10 protein-coding genes are annotated in these 14,628 nt (G+C 69.0%); 6 read left to right on the top strand and 4 right to left on the bottom strand.

The annotated features are described in order from the left end of the window. Positions 1 to 122 precede the first annotated feature (122 nt). From JIW86_RS40110 to tpg, 4 genes are all read left to right on the top strand, one after another. Complete coding sequence (locus JIW86_RS40110; RefSeq protein WP_257559659.1) at positions 123 to 1,379, top strand: ParA family protein; 1,257 nt, start codon at positions 123 to 125, stop codon at positions 1,377 to 1,379. Beyond that, positions 1,376 to 2,305: a ParB/RepB/Spo0J family partition protein gene (locus tag JIW86_RS40105; protein ID WP_257559658.1), complete on the top strand. Its 930-nt coding sequence runs from the start codon at positions 1,376 to 1,378 to the stop codon at positions 2,303 to 2,305. The genes JIW86_RS40110 and JIW86_RS40105 overlap by 4 nt, the downstream gene beginning before the upstream one ends. A gap of 131 nt (positions 2,306 to 2,436) precedes the next feature. Continuing rightward, a complete protein-coding gene (gene tap, locus JIW86_RS40100; RefSeq protein WP_257559657.1) occupies positions 2,437 to 4,602 on the top strand; it encodes a telomere-associated protein Tap in 2,166 nt (721 codons plus the stop codon). A 3-nt stretch (positions 4,603 to 4,605) separates the two neighbouring features. Beyond that, a complete protein-coding gene (gene tpg, locus JIW86_RS40095; protein ID WP_257559656.1) occupies positions 4,606 to 5,160 on the top strand; it encodes a telomere-protecting terminal protein Tpg in 555 nt (184 codons plus the stop codon). Positions 5,161 to 5,313: 153 nt separating this feature from the next. On the opposite strand, the gene JIW86_RS40090 is transcribed toward tpg, so the two are convergent. The 3 genes from JIW86_RS40090 to JIW86_RS40080 form a co-directional block, all read right to left on the bottom strand. Further along, entirely contained in the window at positions 5,314 to 5,691 is a 378-nt protein-coding gene (locus JIW86_RS40090) for a DUF6009 family protein (RefSeq protein ID WP_257559655.1), read from the bottom strand. Between the two features lie 180 nt (positions 5,692 to 5,871). Beyond that, positions 5,872 to 7,470, bottom strand: coding sequence for a DNA primase family protein (locus JIW86_RS40085; RefSeq protein WP_257559654.1), 1,599 nt, complete (start codon positions 7,468 to 7,470; stop codon positions 5,872 to 5,874). Then, positions 7,467 to 8,477, bottom strand: coding sequence for a bifunctional DNA primase/polymerase (locus JIW86_RS40080; protein ID WP_322975641.1), 1,011 nt, complete (start codon positions 8,475 to 8,477; stop codon positions 7,467 to 7,469). The genes JIW86_RS40085 and JIW86_RS40080 overlap by 4 nt, the downstream gene beginning before the upstream one ends. Positions 8,478 to 9,327: 850 nt before the next feature. Here JIW86_RS40080 and JIW86_RS40075 point away from each other — a divergent pair. After that, positions 9,328 to 11,727 (top strand): UvrD-helicase domain-containing protein, encoded by a 2,400-nt coding sequence (locus JIW86_RS40075; protein ID WP_257559653.1) that lies wholly within the window; start codon positions 9,328 to 9,330, stop codon positions 11,725 to 11,727. 498 nt (positions 11,728 to 12,225) lie between these two features. On the opposite strand, the gene JIW86_RS40070 is transcribed toward JIW86_RS40075, so the two are convergent. Next, positions 12,226 to 12,609: a hypothetical protein gene (locus tag JIW86_RS40070; protein WP_257559652.1), complete on the bottom strand. Its 384-nt coding sequence runs from the start codon at positions 12,607 to 12,609 to the stop codon at positions 12,226 to 12,228. Positions 12,610 to 13,200: 591 nt separating this feature from the next. Between JIW86_RS40070 and JIW86_RS40065 the strand changes: the two genes are divergently transcribed. Beyond that, the gene (locus JIW86_RS40065; protein WP_257559651.1) at positions 13,201 to 14,043 is read left to right on the top strand and encodes a hypothetical protein; all 843 of its coding nucleotides are present in this window, start codon (positions 13,201 to 13,203) and stop codon (positions 14,041 to 14,043) included. Positions 14,044 to 14,628 lie beyond the last annotated feature (585 nt).

The following is a 14,628-nucleotide window of genomic DNA, read 5'->3' as shown; positions in this document are numbered from 1 at the left end:
GCTCGCTACGGCGTGTGCGAGGCCGCCCTGTCGCGCATCCGGAACCAGAAGCGCGCCATTTCGTTAGCAAAACCCAAGCGTGGCGCTCACGCGCACCCCTGAACGTTAGTAAAGTCCCCCTCATGACTTCGCCCTCGTCTCAGAGCGACCGAGAGAAGGTCGTCTCCAAGCTTCCCCCGTGGCTGCGCCAGGAATTGAAAATCCGCACCGCCCAGCTGCGGGTGGACATCCAGGACGCCGTCCACCAGGGGATCAGCCACTGGAGCGCGCTCGCCTCCGCCCCCTCCCCCGTCGACACCTCCGGCGCCGAATCGTTCTCCACCTGGCTGCCCGCCGGCCAGTGGGAGTCCTTCCGCACCGACTCCAAGCACCGCGGTGTCTCCCTCATCCAGGGACTCGCCCAGGCCGTCAGCCTCTGGCTGGAGATGAACCCGGCCCCCACGGTCAAGCGGCCCTCCGTCGTACGCCGCATCATCGTGTGCAACCAGAAGGGCGGGGTCGGCAAGACCGCCATCACCGCCGGCACGGCCGAGGCCCTCGCCGAGGACGCCTCGACCCTCCACCCGGTCCGCATCGCCCGCCAACTGGCCCGCCTCACGGCGGACGAGGAACAGCAGCCGGACCCGGCTTCCGCCATCCTGGACCTGGAGGACCTCCCGGGCCTGGGCATGCGCGTGCTGCTGATCGACTTCGACCCGCAGGGCCACCTCACCAAGCAGCTCGGCCAGCAGCCGCTCCCGATCGGCGGCGACAGCCTCACCTGCCACATGGCCGGCGAGGCCAAGGGCCCCCTCTCCGACCTGATCGTCCCCATCACGGACGAGCGCTTCGGCGACCGGCTGCACATCCTCCCCGCCTGCACGGACGCCTTCCTCCTCGACGTCCGCCTCTCCACCGTCCGCGCCCGCGAGGCCGCCCTTGAACGCGCCCTGGCCCCCGTCGAGTCCGACTACGACGTCATCCTCGTCGACTGCCCCCCGAGCCTCGGCCTGAGCATGGACGCCGCCATCTACTACGGGCGCCGCCGCGACACCGAACAGCCGGGCGCCTCCGGCGCGCTGATCGTCGTACAGGCGGAGGACTCCTCGGCGGACGCCTACGACCTCCTCACCTCCCAGATCAACGATCTGCGCGACGACCTCAGCCTCGACATCGACTACCTCGGCCTCGTCGTCAATCTCTACGACGGCCGCCGCGGCTACATCGCGACCTCCTCCCTCCAGGCCTGGATGGACATAAAGGATCCGCGGGTCGTCGCCATCGTCCCCGACCTCAAGGAACAGCGCGAAGCCGTCCGCGTGAAGCAGCCCCTCTTCGTCTACGCCCCCAAGGGCGACCAAGCGGTCGCCTTGCGCGCCCTCGCCCGGGAGATCTCATGAGCAGCAAGGCCGACAAACTCGGAGTCTCGGCATCCTTCGCCCGGGCTCAGCCGGTCGGCGTCAGCTCCCGCCGCGCGGCGATCGCGGAGGCCACCGGCGCACCCACCTCCGGTGTGATCCCGCCGTCCGAGGTTCCCATCGAGGCACTCGCCCACAACCCCTTCAACCTCCGCGAAGACCTCACGGAACTCGACGAGCTGGCGCAGTCCCTCATCGCCCGCGGCCAGCTCCAGCCCCTCGCCGTCGCCACCCGCATGGCCTTCATGGAGGCCCACCCGGGCGCCACCGACGGCCTGGGCCGCGCCCCGTACGTGGTGATCGACGGCAACCGGCGCCTGGCGGCAGCCCACCTGGCCGGCCTCAAGACGCTGCACATCCACGTGAACGACGCCCTGTCCGCATCGGCTGCGGACATCCTCGAATCGGCCCTGATCGCCAACGTCCACCGCGTGGACGTGGCCCCGATGGACCAGGCCCGCGCCCTCCAGGAACTCGTCGACGTCCACGGCTCCCAGGCCCAGGTCGCCAAGCGCCTCGGCAAGACGGCGGCCTGGGTCTCCCAGCGCCTGACCCTCCTGAACCTCACCCCCAGCCTCCAGGAGAAGGTCGAGACGGGCGAGCTCAAGGTCGAACCGGCCCGCCGCATCGGCCGCCTCCCCCAGGAGGTCCAGGAGGCCGCCGCGGACGAGACGATCAACACGGTCAATCCGCCCCGCCAACGCACTCCCCAGCCCGTTAACGGCGTTAACGCCGTTAACTCCCCACCCGCCCCCTCAACCCCTTCCTCCTCTTCCACCACACCCGCCCCGTCCCCCCGGATCACGATCTCCACGATCTCGCCGGAAACGATCGCGGACGCCCTCACGGCGCACCTCACCCCGGACGACCTCAAGGCCGTCACGGAACTCCTCATGCTGCGAATCTGAGCCGGGCAGCCGAGGGCACAAGGCACCACCCACGCCGGGGGCGCTGACGGCATTAACGCCGTTAACGCCCCCACGTGTGTTTCATGTGCGTTCAGCGGTGCGATTCGCATAGGCTGCCCCCGGAGGTACCCATGCCGAACGAACAAGAGAGCCTCTTCGCAGCGGTCGACGCCCTGCTCGAGGAAGCCGCCCAGGACCCGCTCCCGCACCCGGATGAGCGCAAGCGCCTCCGCGAAGCCGCCGGACTGAGCCAGGACCAGATCGCCAAGGCCCTGCTGGTCCGCCGCGAAACGGTCACCTCCTGGGAAACCGGCCGTACCGCCCCCCGCCCCCCCAAACGCGCGGCCTACGCCCGCCTCCTGGAGGGCCTCTCCACCCTCCACCCCGTTAACGGCGTTAACGGGGTGGACGATGTGACCCCCCAACCCCCCACCCCCCTTAACGACGTTAACGCCGTTAACGCCGAAGCCCCCGCTGCACCGAGCACCGAGGCGCAGCCCCAAGCCCCCACGACCAGCGCGGCCGCCACAACGCCGCCCCCGCCAGCCCTCACCCCAGGCGCCGGGCCGACCCCCGCACCGAGGTCCGGGGCAAAGCCCCCCATTACACCCCCCTCCACACCCCTGGCAGGCCACGGCCCCCTGGCCGTCCTGGACGGCACCGGCCACGCCCACACCACCGGCGGCCTCGTCCTCGACCATCCCACCAAGGATCTCCCCTCCCTCATCACCTGGGCCCTCGGTCCGGCGGCGAACCTCCGCTCCCCCCGCCTCCACCGCAACGGCAAGGACGGCGACCCCCTCCTCATCCTCACCGCCCCCGCCGTGGAACGGCTCGGTCTCCCCCTCACCCTCGAGGACCGCCGCGCCCTCCGCCTCCCCGACAACCACCCCGTCATCCGCCAGCTCACCAAGGCCAAGTGGCAGCTCACCCGCCGCGGCTTCGGCCCCTGGCCCCGCATCTACCGCCCCGCCACCCCCACCACCGGCCGCCAGTGCGTCCAGCTCGCGATCCTCCCCTGGGGCGCCCTCGACCCCCGCGCCTGGGGCGAGGACACCGCCGCCCTCCCGGCCCCCGAACTCGCCGCGCTCCTCACCACGTACGCCACCCGCGTCCTCACCCCCCGCGGCTCCACCGCGGTCACCGGCCTCGAACTCATGACGGCCCTGCGTCCCCCCACCCGCGCCGCCCGCAACCCCGAGACCAACACCTGGGAATCCGCCCCCGTCGCCGGCTCCCTCACCCAGCCCGTCGACCCCGCTCCCCCGGAAGCCCCCGACGAGCACCCGGTGGTCGCCGCCCTCTACCCCCGCTCCCATCAGCGCACCCCGGACCAGGTCCTCGACGAGGAGGCGTACGACTGGATCCGCGACCCGGAGCTCCTCACCGACGCAGAGTGCGCCCGCACCCACGCCGTCGGCATCGACGTGAACATGGCCTTCGCCGCGGCCGCGAACCGCCTCACCGTCGGGCTGGGCCCCGCGACGCACCGTACGGGCCCGCGCTTCGACCCGAAGACCCCCGGCTGCTGGCTGGCCGACCTCTCCTCCCTCCCCCTCGACCCCCGGCTCCCGAGCCCCTTCACCCCCCACGGCAAGGCCCCGACCGGCCCCGCCTGGTACGCCACCCCGACGCTCGCCTACGCGCAGGAACTCGGCCACGAGGTCCACCCCACCGAGGCCTGGCTCCGCCCCGACCACGGCCCCTACCTCGACGCCTGGTACACCCGTCTCCGCGACGCCTACATGGCCACGATGGCGGACCTCGGGATCACCCCGGCCCTCACCGAGGACGCGTTCCTCCAGGCGATGGCAGCCCGCACCGAGCATCACAGCCCCGTCCCCGCGGCGGTCCTCTCGGCGATCAAGTCCACTGTCAAGGGCGGCATCGGCAAGCTCCGCGAACGCCCCCAGGGCGCCGGCTACCGCCCCGGCGAGCGCTGGCCCGCCCTCGAACGCCCCACCTGGCGCCCCGACATCCGCGCCGCGGTCATCGCCACGGCCCGCGTCAACATGCACCGCAAGATGAACAAGCTGGCCACCACGGCGGGCCTGCACCCCATCGCGGTCCTCTCGGACTGCGCCGTCTACCTCTCCGACGGCCCCAGCCCCCTCGACTTCCTCCCCCGCACCCCCGAGGGCAAGCCCCTCCCCGGGGGCTTCCGCCTCGGCGTCAGCCCCGGCATGGTCAAGCACGAGGGAACCCAGAGTCTGCTCTGGGCCGTCCAGATGCTCGACGAACACCTCAACCCCGCCCGCCACATCAAGGGCCACGACGCAGCGGCAGACGGCGAGTAACCCATGTCCGACATCTCCGACAGCCTGACCAAGGCCGACGCACTGCACTTCACCCGCGCGATCCCCAAGTCCGCGGGCGCCCAGATGCGCTTCCTGGTCAAACAACTGAAGAGCACCAAGAGCGTGGCAGCCGCCCTCGGCATCTCCCAGCGCACGGTCGAGCGCTACGTCAAGAACCAGATCAAGCAGCCCAAGCCGGAACTCGCCGCCCGCCTGGAGACCGAGGTACGCAACCGCTGGCAGCCGCTGGTCCGCAAGCGCGCCCGCGCCAGGGCCTCGACCACCACGGGCCTGGTCATCGAGACCCGCGCCCGCTTCGGCTTCACCGCGGCCCCCGGCACCACCGACGACGGCCGCATGCGCCGCATCACCCAGCACCTGCCCCCGGAGTACGCGGCCCGCCTCTTCGCCGCCCAGGAAGCCGGCGCCGCCGAACCCCGACTCCGCCAGATCGCGGCCGAAGCCCTCCAGGAGATCTACTTCAAGGACAACGGCGCCCGCGCGACGAGCCTCCTGGTCGAGTTCACGGACATCGACTACGTCGACTTCGCCTTCTGACGCGCGCCCCTGAGCCCCTGAGCCCAAGTGACTGAAGGGACTGAAGGGACCGAATTTCAGTACTACCTTCAAACACTTCGGCCACCCGTCCAGTGCCCCGCGCCCAGCGGGGTGCAAGGGACCAGAGGGACCGAAGTGACCGAAGAGTCCGAATCAGGCAACCGTGGGCGTGGACAGCCCTCGCTGTGAGCGTTCGGTCTTCCGGCCGACCTGCCGGGGCTCGATCGTGCGCGGGTCGACGGCCTCGCCCGGCGCGCCTTCCCGGTACAGGCCATGGGGCTCGGCATCCCGGTCGTGCGGCAACAGGTAGAAGACGCGCCGCTTCTGCAGACCGCTGTCGGGGTCCGCCTCCGCGGTGTCACCGAGCTCGGTGAAGCCGATCATGCGCCCGTCACGGTGGTAGCGCGGCTTTCCCCGGCGGCGGGGAGTCTTGTCCAGGGCCTGGCGCACGTAGTCGAGCTCTTCGGGATCCTCCAGCCACACCACTTTGTCCTCGTGGGCGAGATCGCTTGCTGTCAGTAGCGAGCTCATGGCCTGGGTCCTTCCTCGTTCACGTCGGCCCTTCCGGGCCCCTGGTTCCTCCACGCCGCGAACGGCGCCGATGCCGGTATGCGGCAGGGCCCTGCGGGCCACAGCCGGCTGGTGGGTCTGTTCATCGTCCTTGTCCATCGTAGGCGTGCCCGCCCCGGGGCGGCGGCACACGTCGGCCAGTCAGGTCGTGCTTGCCCTGTTCGCGTCACGCGAGGTCGGTTCCTCGTCTGCCAGGAGGGCCAGGCCGGGGTAGAACTTCTGCCCGTTCGAACGGAGCATCTCATTGGGCGAGGCGACACCGACCTCGGCGCGGATGCGTGTGGCGAACGCGCGGGTGGTCGCCGGACGCAGTCCCTCGCCGTCGAGACACCAGGCACTGTAAGCGCGGTAGAGGGCTCCCTGCTCGACCTTGAGGTCACGAGGATCGGGCAGATCCACCCCGGTGGTGCAGCATTCGGCGAGAAACCGCCCGATGTGGTCTTCGGTCGTGGCGTACGCCTGGGTGGCCGTACGGACCACGCTGGGCCCGGTCAGGGCCGGCTTGGCCGCGAGATAGGCCTTGGCTCCCTGGATCATCCAGTGGAGGATCCCCGGGCCCTCCTCCTGGACGAGTGCCTCCGCCAGGTTGTCGATCTTGCGGTGGTCGGGGACGACCTTCTCGAAGGGGATCAGCCGGATCCGGCGCCAGAAGGCGTGCCCGCCGGTGCCGACCTCCGGCCGGTGGTTGCCCAGGAGCCACAGCTTGTGGGTCGGCTCGAAGCTGAAGAAGTCCTGCCGCATGCGCCGGGCCTTGAGCCGGTCACCACCGGTCAGGAGCTTGACGCGGGCCTCGTCGAACTTGTCGTGCGGCTTGAGTTCGCTGCAGACGAACAGACGCCGGCCATGGAGCTCGGTCAGCTCGGTGGAGTGCTCGTTGAACTTGCCGCGTTCCATGAGGAAGCCCGGCGGAGCCACGTCCGCGTAGTCGCCGAGGATCTTGATGACGACGTCGAGGAGCGCCGACTTGCCGTTGGCGCCGACACCGTAGAGGAACGGCAGGACCTGGCCGCCGACGTCACCGGTGATGGAGTAGCCGAGCAGGAGATGAAGAAAGTTGATCATCTCCTTGCCCTTGTCGTCGTCGCCGAAAGTCTGGTGAAGGAACAGGTGGAATCTCGGCGTGGGCATGGCCTCCGGCGCCAGATGAGTGGCGCGGGAGTGCAGGTCCCGGGTGGGGTCGGGCTTGTGCAGATCGCCGGTCCGCAGATCCACGACACCGGCCGGCGTGCACAGTGCGTACTTGTCACCGTCCAGGGTGTCCGGGTCCAAGGCGAGTTCGGGCGACGCCTTGGCCTGGGTGAGCATGGCCTTCACACCCGAGGTGGACATGGCGCGCTTGCGGTGGTTAGCCAGCTCCCGGTCCGTGAAGAGGCCACGCGGATCGTGGGTGGGCAGGTCCTCCGCCATGTCACCGGCGGCCCAGATCGCGGCCTTCTCCCCGCCGGTGCGCTTCCACCGGTACTCGTCCCACACGTACCAGCCCAGTCCCTCCACATGCCGGAACCGGTTGTGGTGGAGGTGGGCGAACAGCTTGGCGTTGCCCCGGTCGGTGAGGTTCTGCAGCAGACCGGACGAGATGAACTCGCCGGCGGCGGCAACCGACGGAACTCCGCTCTGCTGAGCGGGCAGGCGCCGACCGGGCCGGGCGGTGGTGGTGGCGGCGTCGGTCTCGGTCGTGAACGCGGCAAGCTGTTCCGCCGCTGCCTGGGCGTTGAACCCCGTGCTTCCGGCGCTGCTCATGGGCGTTCCTTGGGGTGGATCGGTCGGTCGCTTCCGGCTCGTAGCCCTGCTTCGACGATGAGGACGTTCCGGCGCGGCTGGTGGGGTCGTGCGTGGTCCGCGGCTTCCAGGAGCAGTTGCCGGCCCTCCCCGACGGTGAGGTGGCCCGAGGCGACCAGCCCCCCGGCTGTGAAGGCAGCCCTGTTGAGCTTCTCGCTGAAGGCCGTTCCCTCGGGGCTGGCTCCGCAGGCCCGTACTTCGTCCAGGAGAGAGCCGAGCACGCGCTGCCCGGCCTGCCGGGGCCTGCGTGCCTGCGGACGCGCCACAGGGGCCTCTACGGGCGCCACAGGGGCCGTTTCGACGGTGTGGCCGGTACGGGAGAGCTCGGCGGTCAGCCACAGCGGCAGGGCCGCAGGCAGCCGGGCTCCGGGCAACGGTTCGTAAACCCCGGCGGCCGTACGCGTCGTGGGCGCCACGATGTAGCCGCCGATGGCACGGACGTCGACCTGCCAGGCGAGCGCCACCTTGGAGCTCGAGCCGCTGGAACACCGGAAGCCCGGGCCGTCATGGGGCGCCCGGTACCAGATGTGCATCCCTCCCGACGGCGTACGGACGCGCAGGGTCGCCGTGTCCTCGCAGGGGTTGGGCCGGGAACGGTACGCGGCCAGGAGCGCCAAGGTGTCGAATCCGCTCTGCAGTCCGGTCAGGTCGACACGGTCGTCGATGGGGATGCCCGGCAGCAGCCGCTGCCGGTCGGGCAGGGTCGCCGCGTGGGCATCGACGTCGATCACCACGAGTCCCGCGGGGCCACAGGACACCCCGATACCGAACCCGGGCTCGGTCTGCCACCACTGCCGCACCGTACGAAGGTCCGTGGTGGCCGCGTGGAAGCCGTGGCACCAACGGCTCTGCGCATGGCACGGGCACTCCTGCGGGGAATGCTGGCTCCTTCGGCAGTCGGGGCAGTTCGGGGCCGGCATCTTGGTCCCTGGGGCCAGAGGGTGCACCGGGTAGCCGCGCAAGGCCATCCAGGTCGCCACGTCCAGTGCCGTCCCGCCACTCACACCTCGTGACGGATGCTCGGAATAGACGGGCACTGGCTCTTCCTTGACGCGCGGTTAGGGACGGTTCCTCCTGTCCCGGCACCCTGCATCTCAGGGACCAGAGGGACTGAAGATTCACTATCTCGGAGATTACCGCAGAGACCGCGACACCTCGGGCTGGATCTCCGCAGTATCGAGAGTTCAGTCCCTTCAGTCCCTCAGTCCCTGAAGTTCTACCCCGGTACGTCCGGAAAGGTTCTCTCTTGCGCCCCAGTACACGCCCGGGCGTGTCGCGGCCTGCCACAGCCGTTTTTTACCCCCGCCTCACCCAGCCCCTGCCGAGCATCAGCCCCTCTAACCCCCCACCAGTCACGCACCCCTCACCCGCCGACCGGTCCGCACCCCCACAGTCGCCTCAGGTACTGAACCCCCCAGACCCTCGTTCAGTCCCTCCCTGTTCAGTCCCTCGACAAACATGCAGGTCACAGCCCTCCAGCCTAGATCCCAGGGACTGAAGGGACTCAGAATCACTACTTCCAGCCTTTACGTGTGTGCGTGTATGCGCGGGCGTAGGAAGGATCTTGTATATGCATATGTGGCTTATAACTGCGAAGTTGAGTCCCTTCAGTCCCTGACGAACCGGGTCCAGCCGCCTGACCTGCAGGTTTATGCAGTGACTGAAGGGACAGGGACCGAAGGGTCCGAACCGGGCTTCAGCCCCTAGTCGGGGGAGGGAGTACCGAGGGAGGGGGCGGAGTCACGAAAAGCGGGCAGGGACTGAACGGCAGCGGAGGAGGACGGGTACTCACGGCCGGGCCGGGGCAGTCTCGGGGCCATGGAGCCGACGAAGGAGCAGAGCGCAGCCCGCGAGGCGTTCACCGCGGGCCAGGACCTGGCGCTCGTCGCAGGTGCGGGAACAGGCAAGACGTCCACCTTGATCCTCATGGGCGAGGCCACCCGCAAGAAGCGGGGACTCTACGTCGCATTCAACCGCGCGATCGCCGACGACGCCCGCAGGCGCTTCGGGAACAACGTCGAATGCCGCACCGCGCACTCCCTCGCCTTCAGGGCCGTCGGCTACCTCTACCGAGAGCGGCTGAACGCCTCCACGCGCATGCCGGCCAAGCACACCGCCCGTCTGCTCGGCATCACCCGCGACCTCCACATCAGCTCCCGCACCATCAAGGTCCCCCATCAGGCACGCCTGGTGATGGGCATGATCCGCAAGTTCTGCTACACCACCGACCGCACGGTCATGGCCCGCCACATGGACCCGATCAACGGCCTGGACGACTCGGGCCAGGAGTACGTGGCGCGCACACTCCTGCCGTACGCGCACCGGGCATGGGAGGACATCTGCTCTCCCCGCGGGGAACTGCGGTTCGAGCACGACCACTACATGAAGTTATGGGCGATGGCCGAACCCAGGCTCGGGGCCGACTTCGTCCTGCTGGACGAAGCCCAGGACACCAACCCGGTCCTGGAAGAGGTCTTCCTCGCCCAAGACGCGCAGAGAGTATGCGTCGGGGATCCGGCCCAGCAGATCTACGGCTGGCGCAACGCGCGCGACGTGATGACCGGCTTCCCGGCCGAGCAACTGCACCTGACCAAGTCCTTCCGCTTCGGCCCCGCCATCGCCGAGGTGGCCAACCGGTGGCTGGGGCACGCCGGGTCCGAGATGCGACTGACCGGCCACGGCTCCGACTCCCTCGTGGGCCCGGTGGCCAACCCGCAGGCGGTGCTGTGCCGGGGCAATATGGACGCGATGAGCGAAGTCCTGGCCTACCTGGACCGCGGCATCCCGGTCGCACTGACCGGCGGCGGCAGCGCGCTGCAGCGCACCGCCACGGCCGCCCTGGAGCTGAAGACAGGCCGGCGCACCAGCCACCCCGAGCTGTTCCTGTTCTCCTCATGGGGCGAGGTCCAGGAGTACGCCGAGCAGGACAAGGCCGGGCAGGACCTGAAAGCGATCGTGCAACTGGTCGACACCTACGGACCGGACCAGATCATCGAAGCGGTGAACCGGCTCTCCCCCGAGGAGAAGGCGACCGTCATCGTCTCCACCGCGCACAAGGCCAAGGGCCGTGAGTGGGCCTCGGTACGCATCGGAAAGGGCTTCCTGGCGCCGCCAGTCGACGACCACGGCCTCCAGCGCCCGCTGAACCCGAGCGAGGCCCGCCTGATCTACGTCGCGGTCACGCGCGCCGGCCACCTGCTGGACACCGAAGGCATCAGCTGGATCGACGGATACGAAACCACGATGAACACCCCGGCCCGCGACGGCACCGTTGCAGGCCGCCCCCTGATCGAGTTGAGCCTCACCACACAACTCAAATACGACTCCTCACCGATCTCCCGATTCATTGCCACCCACCTCCCCCACACCCAGAGCCTGATCCGCGACTGCCAGACACACATCGCGAAACTCCCGCACCCCGTCCAGCCGATCGACGTGCAACACCCCAACTGGTCCGCCCTCGGACACGCCATCGACTACCGGATCCGTCTGCATCTCGGCGGCCGGCTCGGCCCCGCCGTCGACGCGGGCGTCAGGCTCCTCGAGGGCACCAGGCCGCTGCGCGGAGCAGCCGACGGCGAACCCCGCAAGGCCCTCCACACGGCAGGAGAGCAGCTGCTGGCCACCGTGGACGCCCACCTGGCCCACCCCGGCACCCTGGACGACGCAGCCCTCACCCGCCTCTGCTTCGTCGCCGGCTTCTTCGAGGACATCGCCCGCACCGGAGAGATCCGCCGCTTCAGCCTGCTCAATCCGGCCACGCCCGGCACATCCCTGGACACCCTCACCACAAGAGTCCCCCCATACGTCATCGACGACATCGACCAGCAGATGCGCCTCGCACGAACCCCCTTCGCCCCCTTCCGCGCCTTGCCCCCCGCCTCCCGCGTGTGCGGCCCGGTCTTCACCGGCAGCACCGACATCGGCGGAGCCGACGCCGACTTCATCCTGGGCGGCTGCCTGCTGGACTGCAAAGCAACCAAGGACCCACGCCGCCTGGGCCGCGAAGAGATCCACCAGCTGGCCGGCTACCTCCTCCTGGACTACGACGACCAGTTCGGCATCACCCGAGTAGGCCTGTACCTCTCACGCCAAGGCGGCCTGATCACCTGGCAGACCCCCGACTTCCTCCTCCGCCTCGGCGCCACCACTCCCCTCCCACAACTCCGCGCCGACCTCCGCCGCCACCTCCACACCGCGGCCCGCCGCACTCGATGACCAGGCACCTCACACGCCCACGCTGACGCCTTGACCGGGCAGCCGACGACGTCCGGGATCCCGGGTGCCGGGATGCGACACCGGCACGGTCACCTCCGAGCCGGCCGACCTAGTCGGGCACAGCGACGGAGCGTTCACCGCGATGCAGCGGCCGGACCTGGTGAAGCAGCTGGTTCAACAAGTCCGGTTCGGCCGGACCGGCCAAGGAGTGGGACGTCGACGTCGATCGCACACTTCCCTCGGCCCCGCCCTACGGCGAGGTCCTCCCACTTCCTCACCCAGGAGAAGCCCGATCTGGTCAACCGCCTGATCCTCGACTTCCTCACCCAGGCCCCCCGTCCCCACCATCCGCCGCGCCCCCACCTCCTGAAAAGCAGCGTCACCGAGCTTCGCTGGTGAACCCCCGGTCCACATTTCCCGAGTCCGTGTCGGTCATGCCGTGCACACCGAACCCGACCTCTGTCGCTTGGATGCAGGATGGCTACCTGGCGGACATCGTCATCCGGGAAGGCACGATGTGCGGACTGCGCGTGTGACGGTTCCAGCCCCGGCCGCCAGGGTTGCGAAGGCGAGGACGGCGAGGACCGGGTTCACGTAGGCCGGGACCAGCTCGCTATCGGCGTTGCAGGTTTTCGACAGCGGGAGCAGCGTCTCGACGTGTTCGTCGGGGTCGAAGCTCGTGTGCAGGGTGAGCTCGCACATCTCGCGGATGTCCAGGACCAGGAGGTGGGTCAGGCCCACCAGGTACTGCACGCCGGTCAGGACGGCCAGCAGCAGGGTCCAGAGCGCCCACCGGTCGCCGCGGGCCGCGCATCTGACGGCCGCAACGAAGCACCAGAGGACGGCCACGAAAGCACCCACCTGCAGGAATACCTTCAGCATGTCGCCACGTTATGCGGACTGCGCGAGCATCATTCGGGCATACCGTCAGTTTATGCCGAGCAGCCAGACATCGGTGACCGAACCAGGACACGGATCGGTGTGAGTGGGCGGTGTGGGGCAGCTGTTGGATGTCAGCGGATGACGACGGTTCCTGACGCCCCCGGCGGCTCCACCGACCGGAGTTGGGAGCAGCCGCTGCTACGCCTCCTCGCGTATGTTCAACGAAACACCCCCTGTCCTCACTGGCCCTTATCGGTAAAACCAGCTCATGACGGATAGTCAGGGACACCAGTTCCCCAATCCGATCTGTGTTCGATCGTGCAGGCTGGTTGGGCAGTACGCAGTTTCACTGCTCGTCGACAGGCACGACCGAGCCCCCACCCGCGGGATGGTGGTCCTGGATCCCCATTTCTATCGGAAATCCAGAATGAATCACGATCCCGATGTTCTGCTACGCCACAGGCGGTCGGCGGCGGGCCTCCCGGCTCGGCCGGGACCCGCACGAGGAGATTACCGACGCCGTGAACGCCAGGGGAGGAGCGGTGTGTTTCATTGCCCATCGGGCACTGCACACGGGACTAGGCTCGGGCCGTGGGACAGCCTGAGCAGCGCGCCGATGGTGCAGGACCGTTCACGACCCGGCTCACCTGGCACCGCCCTGAAGGGGAAACGGTGGTCTGGGAGTCGCGGCTCGCGCGCAGGCGTGGGGCGCTGTCGGTCCGCGGTCCGGGAGGCATGGTCACCATGTCCCCGAGTACCGATGCCAAGGCTCTGGGTCGCCTTCGAAGGCTCAACACCGTCGCCTCGAGCGCGTTCGTCATCGGCGGAGCACTCTTCGCCCTCGGCGCAGCCGTCGCCCAGTTCGGCTCGGGCGACGCGGTCGAGAGTGCCGCGATCTACTTCGCAGGCGGACTGTTCTTCAACATCGGGGGTTACACCTCGCTCTTGCAGGTGCTGAACGCGCCCCGCCACTCCCAAGGGGGCGGTTCACTGGTCACGGCCGATTGGAGGTGGTGGGGGTACGAGCCGATGCGCTTGGACTGGCTGAGCACGTTTGTGCTGTTCGTAGGAACGCTCGTATTCGGCGTCAACCTGTTGGACTCCTTCCTGCAGGGGCTCACCGTCCAGCAGACCAACAGGCTGATCTGGACTCCCGACGTGATCGGATGCGTGCTGTTCCTGGTTTCGGGGCATCTCGCGTTCGCCGAGATCTGCCATCGGTCCCGGCCCTGCGTCCACTCGCGGAGCCTCGGCTGGTGGGTCGTCGCCGTGAATCAACTCGGGTCGGTGCTCTTCATGGTTTCGGCACTCGCCGCGTTCACCCGGCCCGCCACCGGAAGTCTGGTCAACACCGACATCGCCAACTGGGGAACACTGTCCGGCGCACTGTGCTTCTCACTCGGCGGCGTACTCCAGGCCTTTGAACGACCCTAGGAGACGGTTGGCTCCGTGGCGCAGCGGACAGCACCCTTGTTCCCCATTCCTCGCAGGCAGACTCCGGCTCGGGCGCCCCACTCTGCTCCACTGCTAGCCGCCCGCGTAGCGGGTTGGTCCTGGAGGCGGAGCCATAAGGAGAAGGGTGAGAGCGAAGTGGACACTCTGAACAGGCCGTAGGCCCGGTCATCCCCCAAGCGAAGCGAGGGAGCAGTTCAGGTGGAGCGCAGCGAAACCGGAACCAGTGCGAAGCGAAGGGCACCGACCGAAGGGCTGGCTCCGGCCCACGAAGCGAGGCGGTTCTCTTTTCAACGCGCAGCGTTGAGGTGCCGAACCCATGCCCGCAGAGCGGGCATGGGTTCGGGTGGAGCGAAGCGGAACCCGAACCATCCGCAGCGAAGCGCGGACTCAGGCCCTTCGGGCCGGCTCTGACTCGGCGAAGCCGGCCCAGAGCCGAGCGAAGCGAGGCGGTTCGTTGGCGCAGCGCGTAGCGCTGCGGGACCCGAAGCGAAGCGGAGGGTCCTCCCGCCGAAGGCGGGACGGCCGAGCGGAGCGAGGCCGTCCTCTCCTCAGCGCGCAGCGCTG

This window comes from Streptomyces sp. NBC_00162, assembly GCF_024611995.1.
Lineage (GTDB): Bacteria > Actinomycetota > Actinomycetes > Streptomycetales > Streptomycetaceae > Streptomyces.
Note: the sequence above shows the minus strand (reverse complement) of the source record. Positions and strands in the feature narration are given on the sequence as shown.